Origin of the sequence: Sphingobacterium anhuiense, assembly GCF_042686355.1 — a bacterium.
GTDB lineage: Bacteria > Bacteroidota > Bacteroidia > Sphingobacteriales > Sphingobacteriaceae > Sphingobacterium > Sphingobacterium anhuiense.
The window spans coordinates 1-18,358 of record NZ_JBHUPE010000007.1 but is presented as its reverse complement, the minus strand read 5'-3'; the positions used below and the strand labels follow the sequence as shown (position 1 = coordinate 18,358).

General features: G+C 36.7%; 11 protein-coding genes and 3 tRNA genes. All 14 read left to right on the top strand.

The annotated features are described in order from the left end of the window. Window positions 1-23: 23 nt before the first annotated feature. The 14 genes from ACFS6I_RS16890 to ACFS6I_RS16825 all read left to right on the top strand — a co-directional run bounded on the left by ACFS6I_RS16890 (window position 24) and on the right by ACFS6I_RS16825 (window position 18,324). Window positions 24-668 (top strand): N-acetylmuramoyl-L-alanine amidase, encoded by a 645-nt coding sequence (locus tag ACFS6I_RS16890; protein WP_380922324.1) that lies wholly within the window; start codon window positions 24-26, stop codon window positions 666-668. 483 nt (window positions 669-1,151) lie between these two features. Continuing rightward, complete coding sequence (locus tag ACFS6I_RS16885) at window positions 1,152-2,369, top strand: exo-beta-N-acetylmuramidase NamZ family protein (protein ID WP_380922322.1); 1,218 nt, start codon at window positions 1,152-1,154, stop codon at window positions 2,367-2,369. Between the two features lie 57 nt (window positions 2,370-2,426). Continuing rightward, window positions 2,427-5,918 (top strand): SusC/RagA family TonB-linked outer membrane protein, encoded by a 3,492-nt coding sequence (locus tag ACFS6I_RS16880; protein ID WP_380922320.1) that lies wholly within the window; start codon window positions 2,427-2,429, stop codon window positions 5,916-5,918. A 10-nt stretch (window positions 5,919-5,928) separates the two neighbouring features. After that, window positions 5,929-7,776, top strand: coding sequence for a RagB/SusD family nutrient uptake outer membrane protein (locus ACFS6I_RS16875; protein ID WP_380922318.1), 1,848 nt, complete (start codon window positions 5,929-5,931; stop codon window positions 7,774-7,776). Window positions 7,777-7,945: 169 nt separating this feature from the next. Continuing rightward, the gene (locus ACFS6I_RS16870) at window positions 7,946-9,799 is read left to right on the top strand and encodes an outer membrane protein assembly factor BamB family protein (protein ID WP_380922316.1); all 1,854 of its coding nucleotides are present in this window, start codon (window positions 7,946-7,948) and stop codon (window positions 9,797-9,799) included. Window positions 9,800-9,819: 20 nt separating this feature from the next. Continuing rightward, the gene (locus ACFS6I_RS16865; RefSeq protein WP_380922314.1) at window positions 9,820-11,646 is read left to right on the top strand and encodes a glycoside hydrolase family 9 protein; all 1,827 of its coding nucleotides are present in this window, start codon (window positions 9,820-9,822) and stop codon (window positions 11,644-11,646) included. A gap of 23 nt (window positions 11,647-11,669) precedes the next feature. Then, window positions 11,670-12,341 (top strand): polysaccharide deacetylase family protein, encoded by a 672-nt coding sequence (locus ACFS6I_RS16860; RefSeq protein WP_380922312.1) that lies wholly within the window; start codon window positions 11,670-11,672, stop codon window positions 12,339-12,341. 25 nt (window positions 12,342-12,366) lie between these two features. Further along, complete coding sequence (gene murQ, locus ACFS6I_RS16855) at window positions 12,367-13,179, top strand: N-acetylmuramic acid 6-phosphate etherase (protein WP_132769378.1); 813 nt, start codon at window positions 12,367-12,369, stop codon at window positions 13,177-13,179. 31 nt (window positions 13,180-13,210) lie between these two features. Next, a complete protein-coding gene (locus ACFS6I_RS16850) occupies window positions 13,211-14,701 on the top strand; it encodes a sodium:solute symporter (protein ID WP_380922310.1) in 1,491 nt (496 codons plus the stop codon). A 69-nt stretch (window positions 14,702-14,770) separates the two neighbouring features. Next, window positions 14,771-15,586: a purine-nucleoside phosphorylase gene (locus ACFS6I_RS16845; protein WP_380922308.1), complete on the top strand. Its 816-nt coding sequence runs from the start codon at window positions 14,771-14,773 to the stop codon at window positions 15,584-15,586. A 28-nt stretch (window positions 15,587-15,614) separates the two neighbouring features. Beyond that, the gene (locus tag ACFS6I_RS16840) at window positions 15,615-17,603 is read left to right on the top strand and encodes a putative porin (RefSeq protein ID WP_380922306.1); all 1,989 of its coding nucleotides are present in this window, start codon (window positions 15,615-15,617) and stop codon (window positions 17,601-17,603) included. A gap of 184 nt (window positions 17,604-17,787) precedes the next feature. Next, window positions 17,788-17,862 (top strand) — tRNA-Val (locus ACFS6I_RS16835). A 198-nt stretch (window positions 17,863-18,060) separates the two neighbouring features. Next, window positions 18,061-18,135: transfer RNA gene (locus ACFS6I_RS16830), tRNA-Val, on the top strand. Between the two features lie 114 nt (window positions 18,136-18,249). Continuing rightward, a tRNA-Val gene (locus ACFS6I_RS16825) sits at window positions 18,250-18,324 on the top strand. Window positions 18,325-18,358 lie beyond the last annotated feature (34 nt).

Here is an 18,358-nt window from a genome sequence, read left to right as displayed (position 1 = left end):
TTTGAACTGCAATAATTATGCTTATGAGATTTTATTTAAAATTTATTTTTATCCTGTTTCCAGTTTTTCTTTGGGCTCAAACACCAATTGTTATTCAAAAACCAATTATTTGGAATGCTGAGCGTGAGCAATTGTCTTTAGATTATTTGAAAAACAGGCATGGTATTGTACAGCAAAAAGCCATTATTAAGCCTACAATGGTAGTGGTGCACTGGACCGCGAATAACAGTGTTCAGGCAACATTTAATACATTCAATCCAGTGCTATTGCCCGGAAGGCCCGAACTAAGAAAGGCAAGTGCTTTAAATGTTTCTTCCCAATATGTTATTGACAGAGATGGAACCATTTATCAGTTTCTACCCGATACAGTGTTTGCAAGGCACACGATCGGCTTAAACTATTGTGCTATTGGTATTGAAAATATTGGAGGAGATAAGTATCCACTTACTGAAAAGCAATTAAAAGCAAATGAGAAACTTATTAGACACTTGAAAAGTAAGTATCCAATTGATTTTGTAATTGGCCATCATGAATATAGAGCTTTTCGAAAGACTAAGTACTGGAAGGAGACAGATCCTGATTATTTTACGTCTAAATCAGATCCAGGGGATGCATTTATGTTACAGCTGAGGGAAAATCTGGCTGATTTGAAGCTTTTATCTTTATAAAAGATCGAATCCGATCAATGAAATAAAAGGAGCTCGTAAGGGCTCCTTTTTTTGTTATTTATATTTTTTTAAGGATTTCATTGCACTTACAGAGTTTTTTCTTGCTTTTAGTGTGCGAAAGATAAGTATGTTGTAATTCTAATATTAAACTAGCATTTGCATTTTTATGCTACACTATGCACGTGTATCAGTAATGTTACATTTGAGTGTATCTGTTACACTATTTGACGTATTATTTTAAGTTTTATTTTATATTAAATGCTTGATATTTAACTATTTATGATTTAAATACAGATATTTTTGTTAAAAAATGTTAAATATGGAGTGGCGATGTTTGAATATGATAAAAGTGATCACTTACTTTGTTTTGCGTTTTTATGAGTGATTTAATTTAAAAAACGAAAACATCTACTTACATTTATTGACGAATTATCAACTATTTGGCAGTATGGTAGATATGCTGTCATCAATTTTAATTTAACTATGAAAAGACTATTTGCATTCCTTGCATTGACAAGTTTTCTTACTTTCAATTCGTGTGCTAGTAAATCAGCAATTGTAAGCAAGACTTCTTCTGTCAATAATAATTCAGAAATCTTACCTGGAGCAGATCAACTTGCAATTTACTTACCCATGTTAAAAGGTAAGAAGGTTGGGATAATGGGTAATCAAACTTCTGTTGTTGGACGATCAAAGGAACATTTGGTTGATCTATTATTTCGGGAGAAAGTGGATTTAAAATTCGCTTTTGCTCCTGAGCATGGATTTAGAGGTGATGTAGAAAGGGGGGAGAAATTTGGAAATGATGTTGACTCAAAAACAGGATTGCCTTTATATACTTTATATGGCGGTAATCAGAAACAGGATTCAATCATAAACACTATCGATGTTATGATTTTCGATCTTCAGGATGTAGGTGCTCGATTTTATACTTATATCACTTCGTTGCATCGTGTCATGGAATTATGTGCAAAACATAATAAGAAATTGATTGTCTTGGATCGACCTAATCCAAATGGAGATCAAGTGGACGGTCCAGTAAGACATGATGATAAATTTAAATCTGATGTTTCTTGGCACAAAATAGCGATGATTCACGGTTTGACAATTGGTGAATTGGCGAAGATGGTTAATGGTGAAAAATGGTTGGAAAATGGAAAGCGATGTGATGTTACGGTTGTCCCTGTAAAAGGATATGATCATAAGATGATGTATGAACTGCCGGTTATTCCCTCACCAAGTCTTCCAAATGCGTTATCGGTTCGGCTTTATTTGTCATTATGTCTTTTTGAAGGGACTGATATTTCGGTGGGTCGTGGAACGGATTGGCCATTTCAAATTATTGGTTATACCAATCCAGTTTATGGTTCATTTACTTTTACTCCAGGTGATCGCCATGGTATGACAAAACATGTCGAAGGTAAAGGTGCTGTTAATTATGGTCTTGATCTTCGAAATATAATTCCTTCGCAGCACAAGTTTACCCTGAAATATCTCTTGGATTTTTACAATAAAACTCCTGATAAATCAACTTTCTTTGCCCGACCTGCCTTTTTTGACAAGCTAGCGGGAACAGATCAATTAAGACTGCAGATTCTTGCTGGTAAATCGGAAGATGAAATTAGAGCATCATGGGCTAAGGATTTAGACGCATATAAATTGATGCGTAAAAAATATTTGATCTACCCAGATTTTGAATAAAACAAACAAACTAAATATCAATATAAGCAATCATTTATTTTAAAACGCTACAATACAATGAGAAAATTTATACTATTTTCTGTTGCGGTTGGATTAAGTGTGCCTTCTAAGTCTTTCAGTAATGTGAGCAAAGAGAGTATTCTAAATAATCCTAAAGTAACACAGTCACTTTTAGCTTCATCCAAATCTGTACTTCAAAATGCAGTTCAGGGGGTAGTGACTGGACCAGATGGGCCCATGTCCGAGGTAAGCGTAGTAGTTGTTGGAGGGACAGCATCTACAAAAACTGATAGCCAAGGTCATTTCAAAATTGCTGCTCCAATTGGAAGTAAATTAAGATTTACTTCTGTGGGTTATGCAACAAAAGAGGTGACAGTAACTTCTAATAAAGTCAATGTAACCATAGAATCAAGCAATGAAGCTTTGGAAGAAGTCGTTGTGGTTGGTTATGGTACACAGAAAAAAGGAAATGTAACAGGTGCTGTATCGACTATTAATGTCAAAGAAAATTTGCAGAGTAGACCAATTGCAGATGTTGGTCGTGCAATTCAGGGAACAACACCAGGATTAAGTGTTACAATACCTAGTGGAGAGGTGGGGGCTGATCCGAAAATTAGAATTCGTGGTGCGATTTCTTCAATCCAGGGGACATCTAACCCACTTATTTTATTGGATAATGTTGAAATACCAAGTATTCAATATGTCAATCCTGAAGATGTAGAGTCGATTACCGTTTTAAAAGATGCCGCAGCTTCTTCTATTTATGGAGCTAAAGCCGCTTTTGGTGTTATATTGATTACAAGTAAGACGGGAAACACAACCGAAAAAATCAATGTGAATTATTCCAACAATTTCTCTTTTCAGAATCCCTTTAAAAGATATGAGATGGGGCGTTTGAACGCATTGAAATATACGGTAGACGCTATGGATCGAGTAGGGGAAACGGAGACTGGAGCTTTTTATAAAATCAATAGAGAAAGCTACGAGAAAGCTGTCGATTGGGATAAAAAATATGGCTCTACTATCGGAGCAGATGATCCGACAGTATACGGAAGGGATTGGTATGTGAATCCTACAGCTCCAACTAAGAAGTTTGGTATACGTACTTATGATCCATATGATTATATGATTAAGGAGTGGGCGCCTACGCAAACTCATAATCTATCCTTAAATGGTAGTATTAATAAGACAAAATATACTGCTTCATTCGGTTCGTTAAACCAAAGCGGCATGTTGAAACCTGGAAATTCAGATAAATTCACAAGGTATAATGCTGCTTTACGCCTTAGTACTGAGCTTAATAAATATATAACTGTTCGGGGTGGTGCTATGTTTGCTCAACGAAATAAGACATATCCATATGCCACAAACTCCACTACAGCAGATCCGTGGTTATACATGTATCGATGGAGTTCCTTGTATCCGATGGGCAATGATGAAAATGGAAACCCAATTAGAAGTCCTTGGAGTGAAAATAATGCAGCTAATGATGCATCGATGTTGCGCAACTACATTAACTTAAATGCAGGTGCGACAGTTAATATTAAGAAAAATTGGCGAGTAGATATTGATTATAGTTTTACGAATGAAGATTTTTCGTGGAGAAGAAATGGTACACGATATACAGCAGCAAATTCATGGGTAGCAGCGAAGAAAAGAGTTGATGCTAGTGGTAATCCGGTGTATGTTAATAGTGATGGTGCTGTTGTGTCTGCTACTGATGAAGGAGCTATACAGGCATATGATTTATCAAATGATATGTATACCGCGAATGGTTCTGCGCAAGATCATATTTATATGCGGTCTGAAAATGAGCAAAAACATACCTTTAATGCCTATAGTACATATGATTTAAATCTAAATGACGATCATGTATTTAAATTTATGTTAGGTATGAATCGTGTTGCTTCAGCCGGTCAATATCATTGGACACAAAGAGCCGATTTAATTGATATTACAAATCCGCAGTTTGATCTTGCTGTGGGCACAATTACGGGTAGCGGAGGAGAGTACTGGGAGTCGCAATTAGGGTATTTTGGACGTGTTAATTATGCTTATAAGAACAAATATTTATTAGAGGCAAATCTTCGTTATGATGGCTCATCTAAATTTCCAAAAGATTTGAAATGGAGATGGTTCCCGTCGTTCTCTGCAGGATGGGTGGCTTCGGAAGAAAGATTTATGGAATGGGCAAAACCCACGTTGAATCAATTGAAGTTTAGAGGTTCTTGGGGTATTATTGGTAACCAAACTGTACCTTCTGATCTTTATATATCTAACATGTCTGCTGGTCAGACAGGATGGGTCATTGATGGAACATTGACAAACTCTGTTGGCTCACCGAAATTAAACGTTCTTGATGTAAGCTGGGAAGATTTGGAAACTTTGGATTTTGGTTTAGATGCGCGTTTTTTTAAAAATAAATTAGGCCTTACAGTTGATTGGTATCAAAAGAAAACAAACAATATGTTTGCTCCTTTAGAGGGAACAACTTGGACTTTGGGAGCTGCAGCTCCAGTAGGTAATTATGGTACATTGACAACTAAAGGATTGGAAATTGCTGTTGATTTTAATCATAGATTCGAAAATGGTCTTGGGATTAACTTAAGAGCTAATATCGACGATTCAAAATCGGTATTTAGTGGATATACAGAATCAAGAACTACAGGTGTGAATTATAATGGACGTGTGTATGGTGATATCTGGGGTTTTGAAACTGATCGCTTGTATCAATATGATGATTTTGTATTGGATGGAAATGGCAAAGCTCAATTGGTCGACCTTACTGAAGGTATGTCCAAGTATTACCTAAGTGGTGGTAAAAAAGCTTATTTATTAAAAGATGGTCCTGACGGCGAAAAGGCTGTTTACCAACCGAGATATCAAAATTCATCTAATTTTTATTATGGTCCAGGGGACGTGAAATTCAAGGATCTGAATGGTGATGGAGAAATCGACAACGGTGATGGTACGATTGATAATCCTGGAGATATGAAAATTATTGGAAATTCAACACCAAGATATCAATATGGATTCAGGATCGGTGCAGATTTTAAAGGTTTTGATATTTCGGCTTTCTTTCAAGGTGTTGGTCAGCGTAAAGTTTGGGGAACAGGATTTTTAGCTATACCGGGTTTTAATGTCTCTGATGGTGCTATGCCAGCAAGTTTTGTGGATGATTATTGGACACCTGAAAATCAGGGTGCATTTTATCCAGCAGCATTTAATAATGCAGGCGGTACCAATGTGAATAATATGCAGATTCAGTCGCGATACTTATTGGATATGTCTTATTTAAGGATTAAAAATTTAACAATGGGATATTCGATTCCTAAACAAATATTGGATCGCGCAAAAATCAATAATTTAAGACTGTATGTGTCGTTGGAGAATTTCTTTACTTGGGATAAATTGAATGGGTTACCTGTTGATCCAGAGGAGGTAGAAGGGGAATCGATTTTTAATTCTACGAACTATAATGGTGGTCGCACAGGTGTTGGTACACCAACATTTAAAAGTGCTTCATTTGGTGTTCAGTTAAACTTTTAAAACTAGAGAAATGAAATTAAATAAACATATTATAGCAGTTTTACTGTCAGCGACAGGTTTAGTTTCTTGTAATAAGGACTTGCTCGATCGTTCAGAAACAACTAAAGTGATTGATGCTGAGTTTTGGAGAAATCAGACTGATGTTAGATTATATGCAAACGATTTTTATACAAACTTTTTTGTAGGATATAATTCCGGATTCGGTGTCGCATTTGCTCCTTTAAGAGGGTACAATTGGGCTGATGATTTTACATCTGAAGGAACACAGGCGAGTTTTGAATCAACCGTTCCTACCACTCGTGGATCTTCTTCAGCTACAACTGAAATGTTAACTCAATATTCAGGACCTTCCTGGAATTTCTATTGGGTGCGAAAGGCTAATGTAATGTTAAACAGGTTGGAAAATAAAGCAAAGCCTAATTTATCACAAGAGGAGTATAATCATTGGACAGCTGTTGCGAAATTTTTCAGAGCTTTTGAGTACGCTCGTTTAGTAGGAGTGTTCGGAGATGTTCCCTACTTTGATGCTGAGGTCGATCCAAAAGATTTTGATACGATGTATAAAGCCCGGACCCCAAGAACGGAGGTAATGGATAAAGTATATGACGACTGCAAGTTTGTTCTTGAAAATATGCGTGTTGATGATGGTAAGGGATATATTGGTCGTTATGCCGCTGCTGCTTTGATCTCAAATTGGATGTTGTTCGAGGGAACTTGGGAGCATTATCATAATGTCGATAAAACAAGAGCAAAAAAGTTTTTAGAATTAGCGGTTGAGGCTTCTCAATATGTGATGAATTCAGGTAAATATACCTTTGGAAGTGATTTTAAGAGTTTATTTGCTTCTGAAGATCTAACGGGTAATCCGGAAGTGATTTTCTTTAGAGCTTATAATGATGCTGTAAAAGTTACACATGCAATAGGTTCGTACAGTAATGGATATGAGGGGCAGGATAAAGCATCAAATCTGAGCTTGCTGAAATCTTTTATCTGTAATGATGGTAAGGTGTGGCAAAACTCAACAGCAGCTAAAGCAAGTGATTTTTCATTGAAGGCATTGGCGGCATCTCGGGATCCTAGATTTGAAGCAACTTTTATGGATACGGTCAATACGGCTGCGGTTACATTGGCTTATGTTCATAAATTTTCGAGTAGAGACGCATTGACTTACATCGGTAAAACTTATCCTGCGAAATGGACAAGTAATACAAATACAAATGATGCTCCTGTAGCGCGCTTGGCAGAAGTGGTGCTGAATTGGATTGAAGCTAAACAAGTGTTGGCTGAGAATTATGGTGGTGCTGCTGTGAGTCAGAATGACTTGGATAAATCAATCAATGCAATAAGAAATCGACCATTAGATGCAGATGCGGTGAGAAAAGGTGTTAAGAAAACAGCGCCATTATTACTGTCTGCGATTCCAAATGATCCTACTAAAGATGGTGACGTGTCTCCTTTAATGTGGGAGATTCGACGTGAACGCCGTATGGAGTTTGTATATGAAGGAGCTCGTTTGAATGATATTAGGCGTTGGAAGAAACTAGATTATATGAATTTTAATAAGCCTGATTATATGTCTGGTCCTTGGATCAATGCATTGAAAGATTTGCCTAAAAATGCTGCTGGTACTAATTTAGCAGATTCATATAAAAATAAGTTGAAAGTTATGAAGGCAGATGGTACTATAGTGACATTTACAGGTACAAATGCAGGTGATATGATAGGTTATTATGTTGTCGCAAACTTTACAAATAGAGTCGCTTTCACAGAACGATCATATATGTCACCTGTTGGACTTAATCAAGTACAACAATACGTGGACAGAGGATATACATTAACACAAACAGCAGGCTGGTAGTCTTTGACTACTGGGGTATTAGAGCCACTTAATTTTAGTGGCTCTTTTTATTTGGTCCCATTGACCATTTTACAAAGTGTTTGTTTGCGTTATTATTTTGTATTATTGCACAAACATGCATGTTTATGCATTTTTTTAAGTATATTTACGTTAATAACTGATTCCTATCATGATAAAAAGAACCTATACGATTATTTGCATAATGATTTTTGCCTTCAATTTCTTGCATGCGCAAACTTTCAAATTTGCCCATGTAACAGATACGCATGTTGGCGGTGCAACTGGAGAAGAAGATTTACGACGAACCGTAAAAGATCTCAATACATTAAAAGATATTGATTTTGTTATTTTATCGGGTGATATCACAGAATTTGGTGCAGATCATGAATTGAAATTGGCGAAGCAGATACTGGATAGTTTGTCATTGCCCTGGTATGTAATACCTGGAAATCATGATGGTAACTGGTCTGAAAATGGGGCCAATACTTTTCGCAGCGTATTTGGAGGTGAAACCTTCTTCTTTAAACATAAAGGATTTATGTTTTTGGGAACAAACTCTGGTCCTAATATGCGGATGAGTCCTGGTCAGATTCCGAGGGAAAACCTAGTGTGGATGGATTCTGTGTTTAGTGCTCATCCTGATCGTAATACCCCTCTCATATATATCAATCACTATCCGCAAGATTCTTCTTTAAATAATTGGTTTGAAGCGTTGGATCGTGTGAAAGCTAGAAATGTGCAATTGGCTTTTTGCGGACATGGTCATATAAATAAAGTGTACGACTGGGAGGGGATACCTGGGATCATGGGAAGGTCAAATTTGCGCGCGAAGAATGAATATGGTGGTTATAATATTGTGACGATTGACCAGGGTAAGGCTACTTATCAAGAACGTACAGTTGATGGACGTTACTTGAACCCTTGGGCAGTGATCAAGCTAGAAAATCATCATTTTGAACTAGATAAAAAGAAATATCCGAGACCAAATTACGCTGTTAATGAAAAATTTGCCTCTAAAGTTGCTGTGGATTGGGTTTTTCAAGATGAAAGTGATATCGGTTCTGGAATGGCACTTTATAAAGATTTGATCATTACAGCAAATACTTCAGGTGATGTTTTTGCTTTGGATAATAATACGGGACAGAAAAAATGGTCATTTAAAACAGGTGGTAAAGTTTATTCAACACCAGCTGCTTGGAAGGGGGTTGTTGTCGTCGGTTCTTCAGATCATTATATCTATGGGTTGGATGCAGAAAGTGGACTGTTAAAATGGAAAGTTAAAACAGAAAAAGCTGTTTTGGGGTCGCCTTTGATTCAGAGTGGTACTGCATACATCGGCGGTTCGGACGGAGTTTTTAGAGCATTGGATGTATTGACTGGAAAGGAAAAGTGGAATTTTAAGGGTGTAAAAGGGTATGTTTCCACGCTCCCAACTTATTATCAAAATCTAATAATTTTTGGTTCTTGGGGTAATGGTTTTTATGCCCTAAATGCGCAGTCAGGTAAATTAGAGTGGGAATGGAATAATGGTCATGCAAATCGGATGTTTTCAGCAGCTGCTTGTTATCCCGTTGCGGTGAATAACGCCATTTATGTGGTAGCTCCAGATCGGTTTATGACAGCTTTAAATGCAAAAAATGGAAAGGTTATCTGGAGAGAGAAGATGGATACAATACGCGTTAGAGAGTCAATGGGTTTATCAACTGATCATAAATATGTTTATGTGAAAACAATGGATGGTGATTTACTTGGTATTTCCACCAAAGCTGATAAAATGGAAGTCTCATGGAAATCAGATTTGAAACTTCCATATGAACTAACCCCATCAGCGATTACCGCTAACAATAAAATTGTTTTTGTTCCAAGTCATTCAGGTTTGCTGTCAGCTGTTAATGCCTCGTCAGGAGCTGTATTGTGGCAATATAAAATATCAAATGGTATGGTCAATCCGCCATTGATTATGGGTAATAAAGGGTTAGTTTGCAGCACAATGGATGGTAAAATTGTTAAACTAAAATTTTAACTTTATAAAAGTTCTAAATTATGAAATTAACTACGCAAAACTTATTACATTTACAGCGAGTTTTTATGCTTGTTTTTGCATGTTTTGTTTTTAACTTTGCGAAAGCGCAAGAACAGGCATGGATAAGAGTGAACCAATTAGGGTATACACCTGCAGGAATTAAAGTTGCGGTATTTGGAGCAAAGGAAAAGGCTGATTATACTCGGTTTGAACTGATTGATGTGAAAACGCAGAAAAGTGTATTTTCGAATTTAATCGGTAAAGATTTTGGAACTTATGGGCCATTTGTGCAAAGCTTTAGGTTTGATTTTTCAGCATATCGCGATACGGGTTCTTATTATTTAAGAGTTGGAAAAGTGAAATCACCAGTTTTTAGAATTGGAAAGGATGTATATAAAGGAGCTGCTGATTTTGCGCTTCGTTATATGCGGCAACAAAGAACACTTTTTAACCCGTATCTAAAAGATAGCTGTCATACACACGATGGTTTTGTATTGCATGCTAATAAGGTAGGTATTGCAGATAGCTCACGTATTGATGCAGGAGGAGGCTGGCATGATGCTTCCGATTATTTGCAATATTCAACGACTTCGGCTAATGCTACTTATCATTTGTTAGCGGCTTATAGAGATTTTCCAAAAGTATTTGGGGATCAAAAGCAGGCAAATGGATTGGATGGTCAGAATGGTCGCGCTGATGTGCTGGACGAAGCAAAATGGGGTTTGGATTGGTTGCTGAAGATGCATCCTGCGCCAAACTTAATGTTTAACCAGATTGCAGATGACCGTGATCATACGAATATGAGAATGCCAGGTGAAGATCCTTTTTATGGAAGAGGTTTTGAAAGACCTGTTTATTTTATAAATGGAGAACCGCAGCAACGAGGTAAGTTTATGAATAATACAACAGGTACAAGTTCAACGGCAGCCAAATTTTCGAGTGCTTTCCATCTAGGTAGTTCTTTGTTTAGAAATGATGATATTAAATATGCTAAAAATTTGGCTAATAAAGCCAAAACAGCATATAACTTTGCATTGATAAAACCAGGGGTAACACAAACAGTATCAGTGAAGTCTCCTTATATTTATGCTGAGGATAATTGGGTTGATGATATGGAGCTGGCTGGAGCAATGTTTTATGGAGCAACAAATAAGAAGAGGTTTTTAAATGAATCGATAGCTTATGCGCGGCAGGAGAAAATTACGCCGTGGATGGAAACAGATACCGCAGCACATTATCAATGGTATCCATTTATTAATCTTGGGCATTATGAACTGGGAAAACAGCTAAAAGGCAATGATCGCGAGGAGATTGTCTCATATTATAAGTCTGGAATAGCGTCGGTCTTTGAACGAGCAAAAACAAATGCCTTTTATAGGGGGGTCCCTTTTATCTGGTGCAGTAATAATTTGACTGTATCCTTCGCTATTCAATGTTTATGGTATAAAGAATTGACACAGGATACACAATATGATGAATTGGCACAAGCAAATATAGATTGGATCTTCGGTACAAATCCTTGGGGTACAAGCATGGTTTATGGTTTGCCTTCGTGGGGCGATACACCGGTTAATCCGCATTCTGCTTTTACTCATTTAAAAAATTTTCCAATTGATGGTGGGTTGGTTGATGGTCCCATAATGACTTCGACATATCGTAATCTGATCGGAATTAAATTGCTCAATGAGGATCCGTATGCGGCATTTCAAAGTGATCTTGTTGTTTATCATGATGATTATGGTGACTATAGTACAAATGAACCCACAATGGATGGTACTGCTTCATTGATCTATTTGTTAGCTTCTCAAGAACAAAAGGCCTTAGAGGAGCCTCAAATAAAAAAGTAGTCAAAGATTCTTTTGGAGCTATCGTGAGAGGAGATAGCTCGCAAAAGCAACTAGCGCTGGTTTTTACAGGACATGATTTAGCTGATGGTGGATTGACGGTGCTAAAAATATTGAAAGAAAAGGATGTAAAGGGTTCTTTCTTTTTGACAGGAGACTTTTTGAGAGCGTCGAAATTTCATTCTGTTGTAAAGGAGATTAAAAGCAATAAACATTATCTTTCTGCTCATTCTGATAAACACTTATTGTTTAGTGACTGGGGCAATAGACAAGGTTTATTAGTAACAAAGGATTCATTTATCCAAGATTTGGAGATGAATTTCAGGGAATTAGAAAAATTAGGTTTTCAAACCGATAACAAATATTTTATTCCTTCGTATGAATGGTACAATCAGGAGATTGTAACTTGGAGTGAGGAAATGGGATATGTGCCCATTAATTATACTCCTGGATTACGAACTGCCGCCGATTATAGTTATCCTGAAATGGGTAAACGATATTTATCTTCCGATGATATTGAAAAGGGGCTATGGGAACAAAATAAAAAGCTAAACGGATTAAATGGATTTATCATACTCATACATATGGGCACAGACTCACGTCGAAAAGATAAATTTTATCACCGTTTAGGTAAAATAATAGATAAGTTAAAGAAAGAGGAATATCAATTTGTCGATATTCGTGAGTTATTACAATAGAATAAAGGATAATATAGAAGATAGGATGATAAATACAACCGAAAAAGAATCGCATTACCAGGATTTAGAAAAAATGACTGTTTTGGAGTTGTTGACGAATATTAATAACGAAGATAAGACCGTTCCGATGGCCGTTGAAAAAGCTATTCCGCAGATAGAGGCGTTGGTTAATGAGTGTGTGGCTAAGATGAAAAATGGGGGACGTGTTTTTTATATCGGTGCTGGTACAAGTGGACGATTAGGTGTTTTGGATGCATCAGAATGTCCTCCAACTTATGGTGTTCCATTTGATTGGATTATCGGAATGATTGCAGGAGGAGATACGGCTATCCGAAAAGCAGTTGAATTTGCCGAAGATGATACAGAACAGGCCTGGAAGGACTTGACTGAATATAGTATCAATAAAACGGATGTTGTTATCGGTATTGCCGCATCAGGAACGACTCCTTATGTAGTTGGAGGTTTACAAGCTGCCAATGCCGCGGGATTAGCAACAGGCTGTATCGTTTGCAATAGTGGTTCTCCTATAGCAAAAGAAGCGCAATTACCTGTGGAAGTTGTGGTTGGACCTGAGTTTGTTACAGGTTCTACACGTATGAAAGCAGGGACTGCTCAGAAATTAGTACTGAATATGTTAAGTACCTCCATTATGATCCAATTGGGACGTGTGCAGGGAAATAAAATGGTCGACATGCAATTATCTAATCATAAATTAGTGGCTCGCGGGGTTCGTATTATTATGGATGAAACGAATGCAACGGAAGCTGAAGCGACAGAATTATTAGAAAAATTTGGTCATGTGCGCCAAGCAATAGAGGCATATCAAGAAACACACTAAAACACTAAATCACCTATTATAAAACAAACTTATGTCACCAATAATTTTATTATCATTTTTGGTGGTCTACTTTGCTGTTTTACTTGCCGTAGCGCATTTTACTTCAAAGGGATCATCAGACAACTCCACTTTTTTTGTGGCTAATCGCAATTCGAAATGGTATATGGTTGCCTTTGGAATGATTGGTACTGCATTGTCAGGAGTGACCTTTATTTCAGTACCGGGAGCAGTTGGTGCTTCAGAATTTAGCTACTTTCAGTTTGTACTCGGAAATGCCGTTGGTTTTATTATCATCGCATATGTCTTGTTACCGCTATATTATAGGATGAACCTAACTTCTATTTACACCTATTTAGAAGAACGTTTTGGTCATACAACCTATAAAACAGGAGCTGCTATTTTTTTAATTTCAAGAACGATCGGTTCTGCTTTTCGTCTTTACTTGGTTGCTATTGTATTGCAACATTTTATTTTTGACGCTTGGAATATTCCTTTTGTAGTTACAGTTGTCATCTGTCTGTTGTTAATTTGGCTTTATACAAATAAAGGCGGGTTGAAGACAATTATTGTTACAGATACACTGCAAACAACATTTTTGATAACAGCGGTCATTCTTTCCATCTACTTTATGGCTAAAGGACTAAACTTTGGAATTGTTGATACTTTCGAAGCAGTTAAAGAAAGTAGCTATTCTAAAATATTCTTTTGGGATGATTTTGTTGGTAGCAAAGCTAATTTTTGGAAACAATTTCTAGGGGGAATTTTTGTAACCATTGCCATGACAGGATTAGACCAGGATCTGATGCAGAAAAATCTTTCCATGGGAACAATCAAAGAGGCTCAAAAGAATATGATTACGTTTACCAGTGTATTTGTGGTGATCAATATTTTCTTTTTGGCAGTTGGAGCACTGCTCTATATCTATGCAGAGAAAAATGGAATTGATATCAGTCAGCTTGCTACTCGTGATTATTTATATCCCGAAATTGCCTTAAATCATTTGGCTATTCTTCCGGCAATAATTTTTATGATGGGATTGACGGCAGCTACATTTGCAACTACTGACTCAGCATTAACTGCTTTGACGACTTCATATTGTATTGATTTCCTAAATTTTAATAAAAAAGAGAATCCAAATGACCCAGTATTGGTTAAGCAACGTAATTATGTACATTTTGGCTTTTCTATTGTAATGTTATTGGTGATTTTAGTATTCAAATTAATTAATGATGATTCGGTGGTAAACGCAATCTTTACAGCGGCAAGTTATACATATGGTCCATTGTTGGGACTGTTTGTGGTAGGTATTGCGACAAAATATGCAGTTAGAGACAAACTAGTGCCTTTCATTTGTGTGATATCACCAGCTATTTTGTATATTTTGAAAACTTATGTAATAGAAGTTTATACGCCGTATGTGATCGGTTTAGACTTGATCATTATCAATGGTTTTATAACATTCTTATTGTTGATTTTAACTTCTCCGGGTAAAGCCTCCGATAGAGCGCTTTCACATAATTAAAAAAAGTTAAGTGATTTGTACGTGCAAAAAAATTAAGTTAAGTTTGATTAAATTAGTTTTTTTGCACGTATGTATCAATTGATAGAAGAAACCGCTGGATTTATCCGCAAGAAAATAGGCGATTTTCAGCCTGAATTTGGAATAATACTAGGTACTGGATTGGGTAAGTTGGTCGATGAGATCGACGTCCAGTATTCATTGATGTATTCCAATATCCCCAACTTTCCCATTTCTACAGTTGAATTTCATTCCGGTAAATTGATATTCGGTACGCTGAATGGTCGTAGGGTTGTAGCGATGCAGGGTAGACTTCATTATTATGAAGGCTACAATATGAAAGAAATTACATTTCCAATCCGTATCATGAAAGTCTTGGGCATTCAGAAGCTCTTTGTTTCAAATGCCTCAGGATCTTTAAACCCTAATATTCTTAAAGGTGATTTGGGTATTATTTCCGATCACATTAATTTGTTGCCAGATAATCCGCTACGTGGTTCAAACTTAGCCGCATTCGGCCCGCGTTTTCCTGATATGAGTCAACCTTATAACCGTGAAATGGTAAAGCAAGGTTTAGACATTGCTGTCTACAAAGAAATTAGGGCACATGAGGTTGTATATGTAGCTGCCCCAGGACCAAATTTGGAAACTAAAGCCGAGTATCGTTACATGAGATTGATTGGCGGTGATATTGTGGGGATGAGTACTGTGCCTGAAGTTATTGTCGCTAATCATATGGATATACCTGTTTTTGCGATCTCTGTGATTACTGATGAGGGTTTTCATGATAATCTGCAACCTGTTTCTTTGCAGGACATCGTAGATATAGCTGCAAAAGCTGAACCAAAGATGACGTTAATTTTGAAAGAATTAATAGCTTTGCAATAGTTTTTAAACAATACTAGTTCAAATATTAATGAAGGTGACCCTGCGCTTATTAGCGATTTTTTGTTGTATTCTTGGTTTTGTAAATCAAGTTCAAGCACAAAGTAATGATGAATGGAGTAGTGCTTTAGATTCTGCTCGGGCAAAAGAAGATGCGAAACAGGATTCTGTTATTTTGTCTGCTAAATATATTCGATATACAACATTGGATATGATGAAAAAAGGAACCTACACCGTTCAAATAGATACATCACATCGTAATTTTCAGTATTACAATAAACAGAATTTACCATGGAATCCCAGTATCAATTTAGGTTCCTATGGTTTAGCAACGCGTGACCTATTATTTCAACCTAGTAAAACGATAGGTTTTCAAAGTGGATTTCACAGTTTGGAACGTACCTTGTACAGGCCGGATTCTATTCAATATTTTAGGGCACGTGCCAGATTTTCGGAACTTTATGCTGTAGGATTTTTCTTTGATGATCAAGTATTTCGTGCAAGACTTGCACAAAATATAAATCCAAGACTTAATATAGGTGGAGAATTTCATGCAACAAGAGCTGATGGATATTATACCAATCAAAAGTATTCCGATATCAAATCGGCTTTATTCGCTTGGTACGAGTCAGAAAATCACCGCTATAATTTGTTGACAAATTTGGTGTTTAATAAACTTGATGCTTCAGAGAATGGTTCGATTTTGTCAGATAATATATTTAAAGATAAAGAAAAACAATCGTCCGATCGTTACCCCGTAAGATTGCAGGGACTAGGGGACAATAGACCTCGAAATGAATGGCGTGATAATTCATTCTTCATTCGCCAATCGATGTTTCTTGGTCATCTTGATACCGTTGATGCAGGTAAGCCTACAATGCAGATTTACCCTACAAATAGCGTTGCACATAACAGTTCTGTACGAATTCAGAAATATAATTTTTTTAAAAATGAAACCGATGCTAATGGTGCTTTCCCCTATGGCTCTTCCAGATTAACGCAGGATACAACGGAAATTACTTCTATTTCAAATGAATTTGAATATAGCTTTTACTTGAGGGGAAAATCTATTTTTAAAAATGAAGCGAAATTAAATGTTGCTTTTCAACATGATATGTATTGGTATTCAGATAGTGGTATCAATAACAGATTTTATCAAAATGGTATGCTAAAAGGGGAGCTGGGGTATAAGTTCTCAGATCGAGTTAATCTGACAGGTAAAGTCAATCAGATAGTGATGGGTCATAATTTTGGTGATTATCTTTATGAAGCAAAAGCCGACTTTTTATTAAGTTCGAATGTCGGTAAAATTACGCTTTCGGCTTATTCGCAGAATAAATCACCAGAAATGGTGTTTAATCGAATGAATTATACCTACCACCAATGGGAGCGAGATCTTAATAAAACAAAAACACAAAATCTAGCTTTTCAGTATAGCAATCCAAAAATTGGGTTCAATGGAAAGGTTGAGTACTTTTTAATGGATAACTATCTTTATTTTAAAGAGATTGATAATCCGAAAAATGATCCACGTCTGGCTAAATTAATTGAACCGGCGCAATTGGGATCTGTTAATCTATTAAAGGTTTCAGTAGGACAAAAGTTCAAGTTTAGTAAATTCACTTTGGATAACTTAATTGTATATCAAAAAACAGATCAGCAGGAAACACTTGCAACTCCTGAAATATATACCTGGCATAGTCTGTATTACAGCAATGTGCTTTATAAGGTGGTTGATTTCAATATTGGAGTTGATGCACGTTTCAACACTCCGTTTACAACTCCATCTTATTCAATTAATGCAAGTCAGTTTTATAATGATAATGCAGGAATTAAATTTTCGACTTATCCTATATTTGATGCATGGGCTACAGCAAACATACAACGCGTGACACTTTTTATCAGTTGTAATTTTGTAAATCAATATTTGGGCATGCCAAAAGGCTATTATACTGTTCGTCGTTATCCGATGAATGATGCGAATATAAGATTTGGTGTTTCTTGGAAATTCTATGACTAAAAATATTGAAAATTATATGCGTGGCTTCTAGTGGATTGCGTTTTTAAGCGTAAAAAACTTTTGAAATAATTTTGAGAGTCGAAATTTTGCAGTACATTTGCATACGCAATTAGGGAAAGGCATTATATACCGAGAACTAAAGCAGAAAATTAGCTCAGCTAATTTATTGAAAGTCTGAAAAAATGGAGAATTAGCTCAGCTGGTTCAGAGCATCTGCCTTACAAGCAGAGGGTCACTGGTTCGAACCCAGTATTCTCCACGCAAACAGAAGTGTTTAAAAATACTTAACGGAGAATTAGCTCAGCTGGTTCAGAGCATCCCGATATAGCGGGAGTGGTCACTGGCAAATGAGATGGTTCATTGAAAGAAAAAAGGAGAATTAGCTCAGCTGGTTCAGAGCATCCCGATACATCGGGAGTGGTCACTGGCAAATGAGATAGTTCATTGAAAGAAAAAAGGAGAATTAGCTCAGCTGGTTCAGAGCATCTGCCTTACAAGCAGAGGGTCACTGGTTCGAACCCAGTATTCTCCACATAAACAGAAGTGTTTCAAAATACTTAAATGTGAATTGGCTCAGCTTGTTCAGAGCATCCCGATATAGCGGGAGTGGTCACTGGCAAATGAGATGGTTCATTGAAAGAAAAAAGGAGAATTAGCTCAGCTGGTTCAGAGCATCTGCCTTACAAGCAGAGGGTCACTGGTTCGAACCCAGTATTCTCCACATCAAAGCATCGATTTATCGATGCTTTTTTTAT

What these genes read in the sequence shown, in the direction of transcription:
- ACFS6I_RS16890 (WP_380922324.1), top strand. Translation starts at nt 24, where the DNA reads ATGAGATTTTATTTAAAATTTATTTTTATCCTGTTTCCAGTTTTTCTT.
- ACFS6I_RS16885 (WP_380922322.1), top strand. Translation starts at nt 1,152, where the DNA reads ATGAAAAGACTATTTGCATTCCTTGCATTGACAAGTTTTCTTACTTTC.
- ACFS6I_RS16880 (WP_380922320.1), top strand. Translation starts at nt 2,427, where the DNA reads ATGAGAAAATTTATACTATTTTCTGTTGCGGTTGGATTAAGTGTGCCT.
- ACFS6I_RS16875 (WP_380922318.1), top strand. Translation starts at nt 5,929, where the DNA reads ATGAAATTAAATAAACATATTATAGCAGTTTTACTGTCAGCGACAGGT.
- ACFS6I_RS16870 (WP_380922316.1), top strand. Translation starts at nt 7,946, where the DNA reads ATGATAAAAAGAACCTATACGATTATTTGCATAATGATTTTTGCCTTC.
- ACFS6I_RS16865 (WP_380922314.1), top strand. Translation starts at nt 9,820, where the DNA reads ATGAAATTAACTACGCAAAACTTATTACATTTACAGCGAGTTTTTATG.
- murQ (WP_132769378.1), top strand. Translation starts at nt 12,367, where the DNA reads ATGATAAATACAACCGAAAAAGAATCGCATTACCAGGATTTAGAAAAA.
- ACFS6I_RS16850 (WP_380922310.1), top strand. Translation starts at nt 13,211, where the DNA reads ATGTCACCAATAATTTTATTATCATTTTTGGTGGTCTACTTTGCTGTT.
- ACFS6I_RS16845 (WP_380922308.1), top strand. Translation starts at nt 14,771, where the DNA reads ATGTATCAATTGATAGAAGAAACCGCTGGATTTATCCGCAAGAAAATA.
- ACFS6I_RS16840 (WP_380922306.1), top strand. Translation starts at nt 15,615, where the DNA reads ATGAAGGTGACCCTGCGCTTATTAGCGATTTTTTGTTGTATTCTTGGT.